This is a genomic window from Castellaniella sp. (genome assembly GCF_041677825.1).
In the GTDB taxonomy this organism is placed as follows: Bacteria; Pseudomonadota; Gammaproteobacteria; order Burkholderiales; family Burkholderiaceae_B; genus Castellaniella.
In genome coordinates, this window is sequence record NZ_JBAYPG010000002.1 from 47,311 (window position 1) to 65,359 (window position 18,049).

Annotated in this window: 11 protein-coding genes and 2 riboswitches; of the genes, 2 read left to right on the forward strand and 9 right to left on the reverse strand. The window is 64.6% G+C overall.

Going from position 1 to position 18,049, the window contains the following annotated elements; translation table 11 throughout:
- Window positions 1-75: 75 nt before the first annotated feature.
- The 9 genes from gcvP to apbC form a co-directional block, all read right to left on the reverse strand.
- Window positions 76-2,937: an aminomethyl-transferring glycine dehydrogenase gene (gene gcvP, locus WCY17_RS01235; RefSeq protein ID WP_372700351.1), complete on the reverse strand. Its 2,862-nt coding sequence runs from the start codon at window positions 2,935-2,937 to the stop codon at window positions 76-78.
- A 23-nt stretch (window positions 2,938-2,960) separates the two neighbouring features.
- Window positions 2,961-3,332: a glycine cleavage system protein GcvH gene (gcvH, locus tag WCY17_RS01240; protein WP_372700352.1), complete on the reverse strand. Its 372-nt coding sequence runs from the start codon at window positions 3,330-3,332 to the stop codon at window positions 2,961-2,963.
- Between the two features lie 41 nt (window positions 3,333-3,373).
- Window positions 3,374-4,465, reverse strand: coding sequence for a glycine cleavage system aminomethyltransferase GcvT (gene gcvT, locus WCY17_RS01245; protein ID WP_372700353.1), 1,092 nt, complete (start codon window positions 4,463-4,465; stop codon window positions 3,374-3,376).
- 39 nt (window positions 4,466-4,504) lie between these two features.
- A riboswitch (glycine riboswitch) is annotated at window positions 4,505-4,605 on the reverse strand.
- Between the two features lie 10 nt (window positions 4,606-4,615).
- Window positions 4,616-4,713, reverse strand: a riboswitch (glycine riboswitch).
- Between the two features lie 176 nt (window positions 4,714-4,889).
- The gene (locus WCY17_RS01250; protein WP_372700354.1) at window positions 4,890-6,134 is read right to left on the reverse strand and encodes a CaiB/BaiF CoA transferase family protein; all 1,245 of its coding nucleotides are present in this window, start codon (window positions 6,132-6,134) and stop codon (window positions 4,890-4,892) included.
- A gap of 7 nt (window positions 6,135-6,141) precedes the next feature.
- On the reverse strand, window positions 6,142-8,430 hold the full coding sequence (locus WCY17_RS01255) for an Orn/Lys/Arg decarboxylase N-terminal domain-containing protein (RefSeq protein WP_372700479.1): 2,289 nt from the start codon (window positions 8,428-8,430) through the stop codon (window positions 6,142-6,144).
- Window positions 8,431-8,434: 4 nt separating this feature from the next.
- Window positions 8,435-8,998 carry a dCTP deaminase gene (dcd, locus tag WCY17_RS01260; protein WP_372700355.1) on the reverse strand — a complete coding sequence of 188 codons (564 nt, stop codon included), beginning with the start codon at window positions 8,996-8,998 and terminating at the stop codon, window positions 8,435-8,437.
- 56 nt (window positions 8,999-9,054) lie between these two features.
- On the reverse strand, window positions 9,055-12,594 hold the full coding sequence (locus WCY17_RS01265; RefSeq protein WP_372700356.1) for a translocation/assembly module TamB domain-containing protein: 3,540 nt from the start codon (window positions 12,592-12,594) through the stop codon (window positions 9,055-9,057).
- Window positions 12,594-14,444, reverse strand: a complete 1,851-nt coding sequence (locus tag WCY17_RS01270; protein WP_372700357.1) for an autotransporter assembly complex family protein — start codon at window positions 14,442-14,444, stop codon at window positions 12,594-12,596. The genes WCY17_RS01265 and WCY17_RS01270 overlap by 1 nt, the downstream gene beginning before the upstream one ends.
- Window positions 14,441-15,526 carry an iron-sulfur cluster carrier protein ApbC gene (apbC, locus tag WCY17_RS01275; RefSeq protein WP_372700358.1) on the reverse strand — a complete coding sequence of 362 codons (1,086 nt, stop codon included), beginning with the start codon at window positions 15,524-15,526 and terminating at the stop codon, window positions 14,441-14,443. Before apbC ends, WCY17_RS01270 begins: the two co-directional genes overlap by 4 nt.
- A gap of 117 nt (window positions 15,527-15,643) precedes the next feature.
- Here apbC and WCY17_RS01280 point away from each other — a divergent pair, with 117 nt between their 5' ends.
- Both WCY17_RS01280 and metG read left to right on the forward strand, forming a co-directional pair.
- Window positions 15,644-15,919, forward strand: a complete 276-nt coding sequence (locus tag WCY17_RS01280) for a hypothetical protein (protein ID WP_372700359.1) — start codon at window positions 15,644-15,646, stop codon at window positions 15,917-15,919.
- Window positions 15,920-15,949: 30 nt separating this feature from the next.
- Window positions 15,950-18,022, forward strand: a complete 2,073-nt coding sequence (metG, locus tag WCY17_RS01285) for a methionine--tRNA ligase (protein WP_372700360.1) — start codon at window positions 15,950-15,952, stop codon at window positions 18,020-18,022.
- Window positions 18,023-18,049: the final 27 nt, after the last annotated feature.

The window sequence follows — 18,049 nt, forward strand, 5'->3', positions numbered from 1 at the left end:
TGGACTCCGTATCGAGATGACGGAAAACCTGGCGACGGGCCGGGCCATGCCACAGGGCATGGCCCGGCGCTGCCTTCAGGCGTAAGACGCTACGGGCGGGCAGGCACAGGTGAGGTTCCGGTCGCCCCAGGCGTTGTCGACCCGCGCCACGGGCGGCCAATACTTGTTCTGTACCAGCCCCGGCAGCGGATACGCGGCCTGCGCGCGCGTATAGGGATGCGGCCAGTCTTCGGCCAGCAAGGTGATGGCCGGATGCGGCGCATTGACCAGCACATTGTCATCCAGCGGCTGCTCACCGCGCTCGACGGCTGCAATTTCTGCCCGGATGGCAATCATCGCGTCCACGAAGCGGTCCAGTTCGGCCAGGCCTTCGGACTCGGTCGGCTCGACCATCAGCGTGCCAGCCACCGGGAAACTCATGGTGGGCGCATGAAAACCATAATCCATGAGTCGCTTGGCGATGTCTTCGGCACCGATCCCGCTGCTGTCCTTGATGGGGCGGATATCGAGAATGCACTCGTGGGCCACCCGGCCATTGGGCCCCGCGTAGAGCAACGGGTAATGGGGCGCCAGACGCGCTGCCAGGTAATTGGCATTGAGTATGGCCACCTGGGTTGCCTGGCGCAGCCCGCTGGCCCCCATCATCAGGATATACATCAATGAGATGGGCAGAATGCTGGCCGACCCGTAGGGCGCGGCGGACACCGGCCCGCTCTGGCCGGCCGGCAGCCGGCCATCTTCACCCACCAGACCCGGCAGGAACGGAGCCAGATGGGCCCGCACGGCTACCGGGCCCACCCCCGGGCCACCGCCGCCATGGGGGATGCAGAAGGTCTTGTGCAGGTTCAGGTGCGAGACATCCGAACCAAAATGCCCGGGGCGGGCCACACCCACCATGGCGTTCATGTTGGCACCATCCAGATAGACCTGCCCACCTGCATCATGCACCATGGCGCAGATCTCGCGGACCGTGGTCTCGAATACGCCATGCGTGGAGGGGTAGGTGATCATCAATGCCGCGAGACGATCACCCACCTGGTCGATGCGGGTGCGCAGATCGCCCATATCGATGTTGCCCTGGGCATCGGAGGCCACCACGACCACATCCATGCCCGCCAAATGCGCGGAGGCCGGGTTCGTGCCATGCGCCGAGGCCGGAATCAGACACACGTTGCGCTGATGCTGACCGTTGGCCCGATGATAGCCGCGTATGGCCAGGAGCCCGGCATACTCGCCCTGGGCACCCGAATTGGGCTGCAGGCTGATGCGGTCATAGCCCGTGATTTCACACAGCGCATCGGACAGCCGGCTGATGAGGTCATGGTAGCCTTGCGCCTGTTCAGCAGGCACAAAGGGATGCATGTCGCCGAATTCGGGCCAGGTGACGGGCATCATCTCGGCCGTGGCATTGAGCTTCATGGTGCAGGACCCCAGCGGAATCATGGTGCGGTCCAGAGCCAGGTCCTTGTCGGACAACTGGCGCAGATAGCGCAGCATGTCGGTCTCGGAGCGCACGCGCGAAAAGGCTGGATGCGCCAATATGGGGCCCTGCCGACGCAGGGCCTCTGGCACGCCATTGCCCTGCGCAGCGAAATCAGGGGCATGCGCTGCCCTGCCGGTCGCTTTAGCGAACAGGCCGAGCAGGATCTCGAGGTCATCGGGGCGCACGGTCTCATCCAGCGACAGGGCCACGCAGGATTCATCCACCCGGCGCAGGTTGATGCCGGCATCCACGGCCGCCGCCAACACCGCCCGGGTGGCCTGCCCAGTGCGCACGCACAGGGTGTCGAAATAGCTGTCGTTGCACGGCTCGAGCCCCATCGCCCGCAGGGCGCCAGCCAGACGCGCCGTATGCGTTGCCACGCGCTGCGCAATGCGGGTGATGCCCTGGGGCCCGTGCCAGACGGCGTACATGGCCGCCATCACGGCCAGCAGAACCTGTGCCGTACAGATGTTCGAAGTGGCCTTCTCGCGGCGGATGTGCTGCTCACGCGTCTGCAATGCCAGGCGCAGGGCGGGCTCGCCGCGGGCATCCTGGGAGACGCCGACCAGGCGCCCTGGCAGATTGCGCTTCCAGGCATCCTTGCAGGCCATGAAGCCGGCGTGCGGCCCACCGTAGCCCATGGGGACCCCGAAACGCTGGGCCGACCCCACGGCAATGTCGGCCCCCCACTCGCCCGGCGGGCTGAGCAGCGCCAGGGCCAGCAGGTCGGTGGCTACGGCCACAATGGCACCCGCCTCGTGGGCCTGCTGCGCCAGGCTTCGATAGTCGGCCAGCCCGCCCAGGCTGTGCGGATATTGCAGCAGCACCCCGAAGCATTCGGGCAGGCCTTCGGCCTCGTCACCCACCTGCAGGACGATGCCCAGCCCGGCAGCCCGCGTGCGCATCACTTCGATCGTCTGCGGATGCACGTGCTGCGAGATGAAGAAGACCTCGGTTTTCGCGCGCGACACGCGGCGCGCCAGCGTCATGGCCTCGGCCGCCGCAGTGCCTTCGTCGAGCAATGACGCATTGGCGATATCGAGACCCGTGAGATCGCAGACCATGGTCTGAAAGATCAGCAGCGCTTCGAGGCGCCCCTGCGAAATCTCTGGCTGATACGGCGTATAGGCGGTATACCAGGCAGGATTCTCGAGAATGTTGCGCAGGATCACGTGGGGCACGTGCGTACCGTAATAGCCTTGGCCGATATAGCTGCGCAGCACCTGGTTGCGACGGGCCATGGCGCGGATTTCGGCCAGGGCGGCCACTTCCGAGCGCGGTTCGGACAGATCCAGGAAAGGCGGCCCGGACAGGATGTTTCCAGGTGCCACCTCATGGATCAGGGCATCGAGGCTCTCGACCCCGACCGCAGCCAGCATGGCGCGCTGGTCATCAATGGACGGCCCGATGTGTCGGGCAATGAATTCGGACTGCATGGCGGCATCGTGCTGCATCAAGGTCTCCAGCAAGCGATTGGTCAGGACAGCGCCTGATAACCCGCCGCATCGAGCAGGCCCTGCACCGCCGCCGGATCATCCGCCTTAATACGGAAGATCCAGTGATCCCAGGCCGCGGCGTTGATCAGTGCGGGATCATCCGACAGAGCCTCGTTGAAGGCCAGGATCTCGCCCGCGATGGGGGCATAGATATCCGACGCCGCCTTGACGGATTCGACCACGGCAGCGGTGTCCCCTGCGGCCAGGCGGGCACCGATGGTGACGTCGCCCACGAACACCAGATCACCGAGCTGATCCTGGGCGTCGTCGGTGATGCCGACCAGGAAAGAATCGCCGTCGGCCTTGACCCACTCGTGTGAGGCCGTGTATTTGCGGTCGTTGGGAATGGACATGATGGTACCCCGTAAGGATGTTCAGGTGAAAGAGAAAAGTGTCAGACCAGGGCCTTGCCCTGACGTACGAAAGGCGCTTGCACGATTTGCGCTGGAACCCATTTGCCGCGGATCTCGACCTCTGCCGACTCACCTGGCTGGCTGCCGGCCGGCACACGGGCCAGGCCGACCGAGAAACCCAGCGTGGGTGCCATGCTGCCGCTGGTGAGTTCACCTTCACCCTGGGCTGTGCGCACCTTCATGTGGGCTCGCATGACACCACGCTCGAGCAATTTGAGACCGACCAGCTGACGGCTGCGATCCGCCTGCTCGAGCGCAGCGCGGCCGATGAAATCACGTGCGGCGTCCTTGAAGGAGACGGTCCAGCCCAGGCCGGACTCGAGCGGATGCACCGACTCGTCCATATCCTGGCCATACAGGTTGAGCCCGGCCTCGAGGCGCAGTGTGTCGCGCGCACCCAGGCCACAGGCCTGCACGCCGGCGGCGGCAAGATCGGCCCACAGTGCGGCCACCTGATCGGCCGGCAGGACGATTTCGAAGCCGTCCTCGCCCGTGTATCCGGTGCGCGCAACCAGAATCTCATCGGCCACATGTACGCCCCAGAACGGCTTGAGGGCCTCGGTGCCGGCTTTCCAGGCAGGCCGCACGGCCCAGACCAGCGCGCGCGCCTCGGGGCCCTGAACTGCCAGCATGGCCAGGTCGCGGCGCGCTGTGATGGTCACCCCGAACGCCGCGGCCTGCGCGTTCATCCACGCCAGGTCCTTGTCGGCCGTGCCGGCATTGACCACCGCCCGCCAGCAATCCGAACGGAAGAAATACACGATCAGGTCATCGATCACCCCGCCATCGGGCCGCAGCATGCAGGAATACAGCGCGCGGCCGGGCTGACCGGCGATGCGACCGACATCATTGGCCAGCAGGTGCAGCAGGAAATCAGGCGCACGCCCACCCGCGATATCAACATTGAGCATGTGCGAGACATCGAACATGCCCGCCTTGCGGCGCACGGCATGGTGCTCCTCGATCTGCGAGCCATAGGCCAGCGGCATGCTCCAGCCGCCGAAATCGACCATGCGGGCGCCCAGCGCCACGTGCGTGTCATGCAAAGGGGTCTTGCGAAGAGAATCGGACATCAAAGGCTCCGGAAATCAGGGAATGGGCACGAATGCCGGCACCGCCCTTCTGTCCTTTTGCCTGAGAGTTGCCCCACGAGGAGGGTGCCCCTTCGGCGCCTGCACCGGCTGACCGGGCAAGTCTCTCCAGAATGCTGCGATGCACGGGGCATCATGCGAATGGTATGGATTGCCTGAGCGATTTCGGGCGAATTGCGCCTTCGGCGGCCACTGCTGAACAGCCAGCGACTCTCTCCCACCCGCATCGGGTGACAGCAAGGGCACAGCATACCCCGAAACAGGCTGCGGGAACAATCTTGCCCGGAAGAAGCGGCCTGCGGGCATGATCTTGCCCAGAAGAAGCAGGCCGCGGGCATGATCTTGCCCAAAAAAAGCTCGGGGCACGATCCTGCCCGGGAATTGGAGGCACGCGGATGGGGGGCACTCAGATCAGGCCCTGGCTGCGCCATTGCTCACGGGTTGCGGCATCCACGCCCAGCGCCGTGAGGATCTCGTCGGTATGCTGCCCAAGCGCCGGTGCGGCCGCGCGGATACTGCCGGGGGTGGCCGACAGCTTGGGCACGATGCCTGGCACCTGACAGGGCGTCCCATCCGGCAGGGTGTCCTCGAGAAGCATCTGCCGGGCGTGGTAGTGGGGATCCGCGGCGATATCGGCGATGTCGTAGATCCGCCCCGCCGGCACGCGGGCACGGTTCAGAGCCTCGAGGGCCTCATCCTGGGTGCGCGCCGCCGCCCAGGCGCCAATGGCGGCATCGATTTCGTCGACCCGGGCCACCCGGCCCGTATTGTGAGCCAAAGCAGGGTCTTCGCCCAGATCGGGGCGCTCGATGAGGTCCATCAGCCGCCTGAAGATGCTGTCGCCATTGCCAGCCACCAGGACGTAGCCGTCCCGGCAGGCATAGGCATTGCTGGGTGCGATACCCGGCAGGCTGCTGCCCGCGGGCTGGCGCACCTCGCCGAACACGGCATATTCGGGCAGCAGGCTCTCCATCATGTTGAACACGGATTCATACAGGGCCACGTCGATCATCTGCCCCACGCCCTGTTGCTCGCGAGCCCGCAGGGCCAACAGCACGCCGATGACGCCATGCAGGGCGGACAGCGAATCACCGATGGAGATGCCCACCCGTACCGGCGGGCGCCCCGGCTCGCCACTGAGGTGGCGCAAGCCGCCCATCGCTTCGGCCACCACCCCGAAACCCGGCCGGTCACGATAGGGCCCCGTCTGGCCGTAGCCCGAGACACGCAGCATGATGAGCCGCGGATAGAGCGCATGCAGATCGTCCCAGCCCAGCCCCCACGCTTCGAGTGTGCCAGGCTTGAAGTTCTCGACCACGACATCACACTCGCCTGCCAGGCGCCGCACCAGCGCCTGGATTTCGGGTTCGCGCAAATCCAGGCTGAGCGACTTCTTGTTGCGCGACTGAACCTGCCACCAGACCGAGGTCCCCTGATGCAGCAGGCGCCAGTTGCGCAAGGGGTCCCCCTGCCCGGGCGGTTCGACCTTGAGCACTTCGGCGCCGAACTCACCCAGCATCCGGGTGGCAAACGGGCCGGCAATCAACTGGCCCAGTTCGAGTACGCGCACGCCTGCCAGTGGCAGCGGCGCGCCGGCTGTGGCGGGTGCCGACGGCTCGATCGCCGTCGGGCGGGATGGATCTGTACGCATGTCGGCCTCAGGCAAGGTCCTGCGATGAAACAATGGCCGATTCGCGGATGCAATCGACGTAGTACATCCGCCGGCCGGCTTGGTCGACTTCGTGGCCCAGACCGTGGACATCGGTCTCGAAACCCGGAAACTGCTGATTGAACTCTTGTGTGAAGATCAGATAATTGACGATATCGGCATTGAAGCGCTCGCCCGGAACGAGCAGCGGGATACCGGGTGGATAGGGCGTGAGCAGGACCCCGGTGACGCGCCCCTCGAGATCCTTGACGGGCACCCGCTCGACTTCGCGGTGCGCCATGTGCGCATAGGCATCGGCCGGACGCATGGCCGGGACCATGTCGCTCAGATAGACCCGCGTGGTCAGGCGGGCGAAGTCGTACTGGCGATAGGCGGCATGAATCTGCTGGCACAGGTCTCGCAGCCCCATGCGTTCATAGCGTTTCTGCTGGCGTGCGAACTCGGGCAGCACCCGCCACAGGGGCTGGTTGCGATCATGGTCATCCTTGAATTGCTGCAGGGCGGTCAGCAGCGTATTCCAGCGCCCCTTGGTGATGCCGATGGTGAACAGGATGAAGAACGAGTACAGGCCGGTCTTTTCGACGACCACCCCATGTTCGGCCAGATAGCGCGAAACCAGTGCGGCGGGAATGCCCGATTCGGCAAACGTGCCCGAGATATCCAGCCCTGGTGTGATCACGGTGGCCTTGATCGGGTCGAGCATGTTGAAGCCCTCGGCCAGATCACCAAACCCATGCCATTCATCGCCCGAATTGAGCAGCCAGTCTTCGCGGTTGCCAATGCCTTCGGGCACCAGCCGGTTGGGCCCCCAGACCTTGAACCACCAGTCATTGCGGCCGTATTCGGATTCGACCTTGCGCATCGCCCGGCGAAAGTCCAGGGCCTCGCGTATGGATTCCTCGACCAGCGCCGTCCCCCCTGGCGGCTCCATCATCGCCGCGGCCACGTCACACGACGCAATGATGGCGTATTGCGGCGAGGTCGACGTATGCATCAAGAACGCTTCGTTGAAGATGTTGCGATCGAGCGGCCTGGATTCCGAGTCCTGCACCACGATCTGTGAAGCCTGCGACAACCCGGCCAGCAGCTTGTGGGTGGAATGCGTGGCGTAGATCATCGTGTCCGGGCTGCGCGGGCGGTTGGGCCCTATGGCATGCATGTCTTCGTAGAAGCCATGGAACGGGGCGTGCGGCAGCCAGGCTTCGTCGAAATGCAAGGTGTCGATCTCGGAGCCGAGCTTGTCCTTGATCATCTCGACGTTGTAGATGACCCCATCGTACGTGCTCTGTGTCAGCGTCAGGATCCGCGGACGCGGATTGGCGGCGGCCCGGGCGAACGGATTGGCGGCGATCTTGCGGCGGATGTTCTCGGGATCGAACTCTTCGAGCGGAATCGGCCCGATGATGCCCAGGTGGTTGCGCGTGGGCCTGAGAAAGACCGGAATGGCCCCCGTCATGGTGATTGCGTGCAGGATCGATTTGTGGCAGTTACGGTCGACCACCACGACATCGCCAGCGGCCACGTTGGCATGCCACACGATCTTGTTCGAGGTCGAGGTCCCGTTGGTGACGAAAAAGCAGTGATCCGCATGGAAGATGCGCGCGGCATTGCGCTCGGATTCGGCGACCGGACCGGTATGGTCCAGCAGCTGGCCCAGTTCATCGACCGCGTTGCAGACGTCCGCGCGCAGCATGTTCTCGCCAAAGAACTGATGGAACATCTGCCCCACCGGGCTCTTGAGAAACGCCACCCCCCCCGAATGCCCCGGGCAATGCCAGGAATAGGAGCCGTCGGACGCATACTTGAGCAATTCGCGAAAGAAGGGCGGCGCCAGGCCCTCGAGATAGGCCCGTGCTTCGCGGATGATATGGCGCGCCACGAACTCGGGCGTGTCCTCGAACATGTGGATGAAACCATGCAGCTCGCGCAGAATGTCGTTGGGAATGTGCTGCGAGGTGCGGGTCTCCCCGTACAGATAGATGGGGATGTCTTCGTTGCGAAAACGCAATTCGCCGATGAAGGTGCGCAGATTCTTGATCGCATTGGCGACGTCTTCGGGCGAATCTTCATCGAACTCTTCGTCGTCTATGGACAGAATGAACGCGCTGGCACGGCTCTGTTGCTGGGCAAATGAGCTCAGGTCGCCGTAGCTGGTGACGCCCAGCACCTCGACGCCCTCGGCCTCGATGGCTTCGGCCAGTGCGCGGATGCCGAAACCCGAGGTGTTTTCGGCGCGATAGTCTTCGTCGATGATGACGATGGGAAAGCGGAATTTCATCATGTCAGGTACGCGGCAGGGTCACGCCTTTCTGGCCCTGATACTTGCCCCCACGGTCGGCATACGAGATCTCACAGACCTCGTCGCTTTCCAGGAACAGCATCTGGGCACACCCTTCGCCGGCATAGATCCTGGCCGGCAAGGGGGTGGTATTGGAAAATTCGAGTGTCACGTGGCCTTCCCATTCGGGTTCCAGCGGCGTGACATTGACGATGATGCCGCAGCGCGCGTAGGTGCTTTTGCCCAGACAGATGGTGAGAATGCTGCGCGGGATGCGAAAGTATTCGACCGTGCGGGCCAGGGCAAACGAATTGGGCGGAATGATGCAGACGTCCCCCTGGAAATCCACGAATGAACGCTCATCGAAGGCCTTGGGATCGACGATGCTCGAGTTGATGTTGGTAAAGATCTTGAATTCGTCGGCACAGCGCACGTCATAGCCATAGCTGCTGGTGCCATAGCTGACGATGCGCTGGCCCCCGATGCTGCGCACCTGGCCGGGCTCGAACGGTTCTATCATGCCCGCCTGCGCGGCCTGGCGGATCCAGCGATCATTCTTGATGCTCATGTCACCCTCGAAGAGACGCCCGAAAGATGGGCGCAACCTTGTATTTTAGGCCAGGTCTAGTCGCGCGAAAACCAGGTGTAGACCAGGGCCAGCCCATTGACGGTACCCACGGTCACCTCGGCCTGCAGGCCGCGCACCAGGCGATATCCCAGACGGGCTACAGTGCCGGTATCCGACAACGCCTGCTCGAGGCTCAGTTTGACATCAGCAGCCAGATTCTTGCCAGCCAGAACGAACTGCTGCTCCAGCGCGCTCACGCCGGCAGCCGACCCGCTGCTGACTACGGTCTGTGGCGGCAGCAGGCTGCCCGTGCTGCCCAGTTGCCCACGCCGCAAGCCCAGTTCGTCCAGGCCAAAGCGCCGATAGAAGGGTTCGCCATCGGCGAGAAATGAACTGCCTACGGCAAGCAGCAGCGACATGTCCGCCCCTCCGGCCTCGTCCGGCCCCCGCCCCAGGAGCAGCCAGGAAAGCTTCTCGGCCTCGCTCACGTCGGGATAGGATACCAGGTCGATCCGTGGCTGGCGGGCCGTACCGACCACGCGCACCCCGGCCTGCACCATCTGGTTGGTGCGCAGGGCCTCGATATTCAATACCGGATTGGTGAGATCACCCTGGAACGTGATGATGCCACGGCGCAACTGCAGATGCTGCCCGTACGCATCGATGGAGCCGCCCCGGGTGCGCAGCGCCCCCATGGCCGTGAGCTGATCATCGTGCAGGCTCAGATCCAGTTGCCCGATCAGGCCGGCATTGACGCCATACCCGGTGATGTAGAAGCGTGGCCCCAGATCGACGTGCAGATCCGCGGTGATGTCGACAGGCGGCGAGGCCGCTGGGGGCGCCACACGTTCACCAGGCTTCAGGATCACGACATCGCCATCGAGTGACGGCACATTGTTCAGCATGTCGAGATCGAACCAGCCGGCGTCCGCCGTCAAGGTACCCTGCAGCACGACCTCGGGCAGATGCACCCGGATGCCCAGCGCGCCGCTGATCATGGCGTAGCGGTCGGCCCGCTGCAGGATCGGATAGCGATGAAAGTCGATCTGCACCTCACCCGTTTCATCGGCCAGGTGCCACTGGCCGCTGATCTTCAAGTCGCCGTTCTGGGCGTCGGGCTCTTCGGCAATCCAGGTGGCCGTACGCCACTCTTTGGGAACCACCCGGCGCAAGGCCGGGAAGCGCAGCTGCTCGAGAACCACCCGCTCGCCCTCGAAATGCCCCTGCAGCGTACCTTCCAGCAGCCGCACACCCTGATCGGGCAGCAGCACCCGCAGATCTTCACCCCGGAACGGACCTTCGAAAACCCAGCGTTCGTCGGGCCGGCTATACCCACGCACATCCGCATGCACCGTGCCACCGACTTCAACCGACCCATCGAGCAACAGATTCACCCAGGCCAGGTCCTCGGAATCGGCAACCAGGTGGATGCGTTTCTCGTCTTGCGGATGCACCGCCAGGCCACCCTCCGGGGACGCATGCAGCGGCGTTTCAGCCTGCAGCCGCAAGCGGCCCATTTTTTCGGTGTCGACCTGCAGATCCGCCTGAACCCGGCTCAGCCCCGGCTTCATCGCACGCAGATTGACGTCCAGACTCGTTTCCTGCAGGCCCAGAGCGATCGGCACATCGCCCGGTACGATCAGATCACCCCCCAAACGACGAAGCTGCACGTCGCCCGCAAGGGACTGATCGAACGCCAGATCCCACGCCAGGGACAGATCGAGCCGGCTGTCCTGGGCCAGGGCAGCATCCACCGTATGGACACCGCCCGCCTGGCCAGCCTGCGCTTGTGGTTCGAGCCAGCGCTGCAGGCGCTCGATGCGTGCCGGCGTCACCACCAGCGAAGCCACCCTGCCACGCGTCTGCCACTGGGTGCCCTGCCCTGAAGACGCCTGATTCTGGATCTCGATGAGCGATTCGTCGTTCAGCGACACGCCAAGACGGGCCTCGCCGACCCGCCACGCGCCCTGCGCATCGACAGCGACCGGGAAAGCCCCCTGATTGCGTACGCTCAGGCCCGCATGGTCGGCCTGCAGACGAGTGAAATCTGCCTGCCAGCCCTCGGCGGCCCACCGCCCCTGCAGATCAGCCTGTATGTGGGACGGGGCGTGGCCGGGCGCCGGCCGTTCGGCCCCGTCGGGGTCATGGCTCGCCTGCAGGCGGATCTGGTGCTGTGCGAGGGTGCCCCGGGTTTCAAGCGCCAGTTGCGCGCCATCTGTGAGCCCCGGCCACAAGGCCGCCAGTTGCGGCAGTTTGGCCTGCAGATCCACATCGAGCTGGTCGGCCGAGACGGTACCGCGCAATTGCAGATGATCGGGCCCCAGCCGCAGGTCGGCATCGAGGCCGGCAAGACGATATTGCGTCCAGTTCTCCCCCACCGGCATTTGGCCATCGTACAGGGGCGCGCCGTGCCGGGACAGCCGGTCCAGATTCAGGTGGCCCTGCAGGGCCTGACCATTCCACTGGCTGCCCGCATCGAAGCGCATCTGCATGCCGAGGTCCTGCACGGCCTGCCCAGCCGTCAGCCCGATCTGCAAGCCGCCCTGCATGTCCAGACGGCTGGCACCCACGTCACGGGGCAGCCAGGGGTTCAACGGCAGCGCATGGATCTGCCACTGGGCATTGACCGCCTGTGAGCCATCCGTGTCTGCCTGCGTGTGCAGATTGAGGTCCAGGCCGGCATCATCCGGCAAACGCAGGCTGATCTGCGCGGTTTCCAGCGGAAAGGTCTGCAGCGGGCGCAGCGCAACGTCTGCATTCAGCCGCATGCCCTCACCTACGGCATGCAGGCGACCCTGCAAGGCCTCCAGCGAGCCCTCGGCCGCCAGTTCCAACCGCCAGGCGCACGCGGTATCGTGCAGTTCGGAAGGGACACTGGGCAGCCAGTCGCGCAGGCACAAGAGCGCAGCCGCGTCGGGATCTGCATCGCCACCCGCCTGCCCGGAGGGCGATTCATGGGCCTGAATCAGCAGCTGCGTCGAAAAAGGCCAGGGTGCCTCGAGCCTGGGCGCCTGCGCCTGACCCGAAATGCCCACCTGTACGCCCTGGTGGCTCAGATCGAGCGCCCGCAGATCCACTCGGGCGACCTGATCTTCGAGCGAGAGGCCCACACTGAGGGCCTGCAGATCGATCGGCCAGGCCACGCCATCTTCGGCCAGATGCAAGCCCCCCAGGGCGAGCCGGTCAATCTGTACAGCCACCGGCAAGGCCGGTATTTCAAAGGGCGTGTCAACGTGATCGGCCTCACCGGCGGCATCCTGTGCGGACTGCAGGTTCACGGCCACCGACTGCGCCGACAGATCGCGCACATGCAGGCGGTACTGCAGCAGTTCACGCCAGGCCACCTCGAGACGGAAGCCCTGCACCGACACCTGGAGGTCGGGCAAGGCCAGCGACAGGTCTTGCACCGACACACCGCGCCAGATCGATCCGGTGATGCCTTCCACATGGCCATCGAGCAGGGTGACGGCCGTGCGCAGCGTCCAGCGTGTGCCCACCGATGAGAACACGGTCCACCATGCAAAACCCATGACAGCGGCAACGGCCAGAACCAGGGGGGGCAGAACCCACAAGGCGAGACGACGCAGGACCTGCATCAAAAGGCAATCCCCATCGCGAACACCAGCCGCAGGCGGCGATCGTTCTGCGCCCAGGCCAGGGCCACGTTGAACGGACCCGCCGGTGTATTGGCCACGGCCCCCGCGCCATAGCCCAGATGCCATTTGAAGTCCTGGAATGATGCGGCGGCATCACCCGCATCCACGAATACGTTGGCGCCCCACATGTCGGTAAAGTAGTGCGTGTACTCGACGCCCAGCACCCCGAGCACGGGTGCGCCGGCCGTTGCATCACCGCGGCGCACCCCGATGCTGTCGTAGCGGTATCCACGAATGGAGCGCGAACCCCCGGTGCGCCACATGAAGCTCTGCGGCACGTTGTCACTCCGGCTCCAGACCTTGCCCACTTCAGCGCGTACGGTGAGTACGTCGCGCGCACCCACCGACCACCATTGCTGGGCGCGCACCCGTGCACGATAGAAGGGTTCGGCGCCATCCAGGGTGGCCCCCACGCCCAGCCCCAGTTCGATCAGGTTGCCTTCGCGCGGATCATACTTGGAATTCAGGTCGCGCCGCTGCCATTGCCAGTTCAAGGTGCCCGCCGAGACGGCGTAGCGATCGGAACCCGATATGCGGTTCTCTTCGTGCAGCAACTGGCCGCCCCAGAGGACCTCGTACTCGACGCGGCTGCTGCCCGCGGCCTTGCGCAGCTGCTTGCGTTTCCAGCCCAGACCCGCCAGATGCGTCTCCACGCCTTCGACATCGGAATGATCATAGAGCAGGCCCAGGCTGTCCCGGGCGCCATCGGCACCCGGTGGCAGATGCAGGTCGAAGAAGGCCTTCTGCCGGTCGGCGTCGACGCCGGCACCCGTCTCGATCCAGACGGGCCAACCCCAGACCACGTTCTGGTGGTACAGCGCCTCGGCACGCGCACCGTGGTCGCTGTCCACCCCCAGCGACCCCTTGAACCAGCGTGCCAGCCCTTCGGTGACCTGGACCCGCACGGGCAAGGTCACGGGCGCATCGCCTTCGGGGCGCGGTACATCCACCCGCACGCGCAGGCCGTTGCCATTGTCCGACGGCGCATCGGGTGAGCCGCCGGCGGGCTGGGTACCATCATCGAGCGTGACGAACGCCCCCCTGAAAAACTGCGTATCCTGCAAGGCCTGCTGCCACTCGGTGAGCAGGGCCTGATCGTAGGCCTGACCCGGCTCGTAGCGCACGTAGCGGCGTACCAGGGTTTCCGGGACCCGCTTCAGGCCCAGCACCTGCAACTCGCCCAGGCGCACCGGCGGCCCGCTGTCGACTTCGAGGAGCAGGTCTGCCTGGGCCTCATCCGGGTGAATCTGCGCCTGGGTCTGACCATAGCGTGCATAGTAGAAATCCTGATGCGCCACCTGGTCGAGCAGATTCAGCTTCGCGCTGCTCCAGTCGTCGTTGATGAACGGCATGCCGGGTTGCAGCGCCCAGCCGGCACGCAGATCGGCGCGCCGCGCCGACCACGGGTCGGCCATGATCGCGCCACTGAATGACAGACCCACCTGACGGACCTGGGTGCGCTCGCCGGTCTCTATGGTGATATCCCAGTACTCGGGCTGATCATCCTGCGCCTCGGTGGCTTCGAGGTCTACCGTGGCATCGAAATAGCCTTGCGTGCGCAATGCCGCCTGCGTGGCATCCCAGGCGCGCCGACGCAGGCGCGCGACCTCGCGGACGTCCTGGTCTTCGGCGAGCCGCGTGATCGCATCCAGCGACTCGGTAATGGATTGCAACACCTCGGGCGGTGCGCCACCGGGATCCACGATGACCACCGGCTGCGCGCCCAGCGCCCAGCCCGCATACAGACAGCCCAGACCCAGCAGGCTGCACCACGCTGCCGGCCGCTTCAAGTCTTGCGGGCCACCACGCGGGGCCGGGTGCCGGAGTCATCGAGCGGCTGGCCGGCCACGATAATGGCCAGTTGCCGGGCTATGCCGTGGTACAGTGCGGCCGCCTCGCCATCGGGCGCCGCCACGACACTGGGCCGCCCCGAATCGGTCTGTTCACGGATATCGAGCTGCAGCGGCAGGGCGCCCAGCCAGGGCAGGTGATAGCGCGCTGCCAGTTGCCGGCCGCCATCCTGGCCAAAAATCGGCTCGACGTGACCACATTGCGAACACACGTGCATCGACATATTTTCCACGATACCCAGTACGGGGACATCCACCTTCTGAAACATGACCAGGCCCTTGCGGGCATCGGCCAGGGCGAGGTCCTGCGGCGTGGTGACGATGATGGCACCGGCCAACGGAACCTTCTGCGCCATGGTCAGGGCAATATCGCCTGTTCCTGGCGGCATGTCCACGATCAGGTAATCCAGATCGTTCCATTTTGTAAGCGACAGCAATTGCGTCAGGGCCTGGGTGACCATGGGCCCGCGCCAGATGGCCGGCCCGTCGTCTTCCATGAGAAAGCCAATGGAATTGGACTGCAGGCCATGACCCACCATGGGCTCCATGCTCTTGCCATCTACACTCTTGGGCTTGCCCGACAGGCCCAGCATGATGGGTACGCTGGGGCCGTAGATATCCGCATCGAGCAGGCCGGTGCGTGCCCCCTGTGCGTGCAGCGCCAGGGCGAGATTGACGGCCGTGGTGCTCTTGCCCACCCCACCCTTGCCGGAGGCCACGGCGATGATGTTGCGTACGGTTTCGAGCGGCCGCAGGCCCCTTTGAACGGCGTGCGTGGCCACCCGGGAGCGGAACGCCAGCGTACCCACAGTGATGCCGGCCCCCTCGAGGGCCTCGCGCAATGTCCGGGCCAAAGCGGCCTCGCCATTGTATACGGGATAGCCCAGGGTTACAGTGAGATCAAATGCATCACCCCGCGGCCGGATCTCCAGCGCCTCTTCGGTGACCGCAAGGGTCTTGTGGGTATCGGGGTTGGCCACCCGTGACAACAGCTGGCGAATATCCTGTATCGTGGTGCTCATGGAGGCTCGCTTGAAAATTCCTGAAACCGAAAGCTTAACGGATTCCTCTGGCAATCCGGCGATTGCCCCCAATATTGACACAGCATCGTACACTCTTCCAGGCCGGAGACTTTCCGCATGAACTTCATCCGACAAACCCTGCGCGCCATTCTGTTCGTGATCCTCGCCTTCTTTGGGCTGATCATGGCAGCGATCTTCATGATCTCCACCCTGCTGGCGGTCGGCGTGCTGTATATCGTGGCCCGTCTCCAGGGCCGCCCTTTCGGGGTCAAGGCGTACTGGGCCGAGCGCAGGCGTGCGCCCATGTCGTCGGGCAGCGCGCCCTGGGCAGCCCGCAAGCCGGCCGGCCAGAAGCCGGATGTGGTCGACATCGAGATGCGTGAAATCCCCTAAAATGGTGCTTTTGCCCCGAGCAAGCACTCCATGTCACGCACTTTTTTCGTCACCGCCGCCCTGCCCTATGCCAATGGCTCGTTCCATATCGGCCATATCATGGAGTACATCCAGGCCGACATCTGGGTGCGATCACAGCGCATGGCGGGCCATACCGTCCATTTCGTATGTGCCGATGATGCCCATGGGGCCCCCATCATGCTCAAGGCGCAAGCCGAGGGCATCACGCCCCAGGCCCTGGTGGCCCGGTACGCGGCCGAACGCCCCAGATATCTCGACGGCTTCCACATCCGCTTCGACCACTGGCACAGCACCGACTCCCCCGAAAACGTGGCCCTGTCGCAGGGCATCTACAAGGCGCTTCGTCAGGCGGACCTGATCGACAGCCGTGACATCGAGCAGTTCTACGACCCGGTTCAGGGCATGTTCCTGCCCGATCGCTATATCAAGGGCGAGTGCCCGCGCTGCCACGCCAAGGATCAGTATGGCGATTCCTGCGAGGTCTGCGGTGCGGTGTACCAGCCGACCGAACTCATCGAACCGTATTCGACGCTCACCCATGCAAGGCCCGAATTGCGGCGCTCCGAGCATTTCTTCTTTCGCCTGTCCGATCCGCGCTGCGTGGCCTTTCTGCAGGGTTGGACCACCGGGCAGCGCAGCGACGGCAGCCCACATCTGCAGCCCGAAGTTCTCGCCAAGACGCGCGAATGGCTGGGCACCGAAGGCGGTGACGGGCAGGCCAGTCTGGCCGACTGGGATATTTCCCGCGACGAACCCTATTTCGGCATCCCCATTCCAGACGCGCCCGGCAAATACTTCTATGTCTGGCTCGATGCCCCCATCGGCTATCTGGCCTCACTCATGGCGCACTGCCAGCAACTGGGGCTGGATTTCGATGCGCTGACCGCACCCGACAGCCCCATCGAGCAAGTCCATTTCATCGGCAAGGACATCGTCTACTTTCATGCCCTGTTCTGGCCTGCCATGCTGCATTTTTCCGGGCGAAAAGTACCCGATCTGCTGCACGTGCACGGCTTCATCACGGTGAGCGGCGAAAAAATGTCCAAGAGCCGTGGCACAGGGATCTCACCGCTGCGCTATCTGGATATCGGCATGGATGCCGAATGGCTGCGCTATTACATCGCGGCCAAACTCAACGCGCACGTCGAAGATCTGGATTTCAACCCGGATGATTTCATTGCCCGGGTGAACAGCGATCTGGTCGGAAAATACGTCAACATTGCCAGCCGGGCCGCGTCATTCATCAGCCGCCACTTCGACGGGCAGCTGGGCTTCGTGGGCGATGTCGCGCCCTGCCAGGCCGAACTGCGGGCCTGCGCGCGGCAGGTACAGGCTGATTTCGACAAGCGGGATTATGGTCGTGCGATCCGCCGCATCATGGCCCAGGCCGATCAGATCAACCAGGCATTCGACAGCGCCCGGCCCTGGGTCCTGGCCAAGGGCCTGAGCCAGGCCGATGACACCCGGAAACAGGCTTTGCAGGACATCTGTTCACGGGCCCTGGCGGGCTTCCACACACTGACCGTGATGCTGAGCCCCGTCCTGCCGGCCCTCAGTGCCCGTGTGGCCCGTGAACTCTTCGGCCTCGAGCGCGACTTTGTCTGGGCCGATGCCGGCCAGTTGCCGAGCTACATCCACCCTTTCAGGCACCTGATGCAGCGCGTCGATCCCGCCCAACTCGACGCCCTCTTCGAACCCCCGGCCGAACCACTCGTGGCGCCAGGCGGCGAACCCATTGCCGACACCATCACGATCCAGGATTTCGCACGGGTGGACCTGCGCCTCGCCCGCATCGTCGAATGCAGTCATGTGGAAGGCTCCGACAAGCTGCTGCGCCTAATGCTGGATGTGGGCGAGGGGCGCCTGCGGCAGGTCTTTTCAGGCATACGGTCGGCGTATGAACCCGCGGATCTGGTGGGCAGGATGACGGTCGTGGTGGCCAACCTGGCACCGCGCAAGATGCGTTTCGGCGAATCCGAGGGCATGGTGCTGGCCGCCAGCCATGCCGACGAGAACGTCTACCCGGGGCTGTACGTGCTCGAACCCTGGCCCGGCGCCGAACCTGGGCTGCGGGTGCGCTAGGCACTGCCCATGGCCCCCGAGGATGGC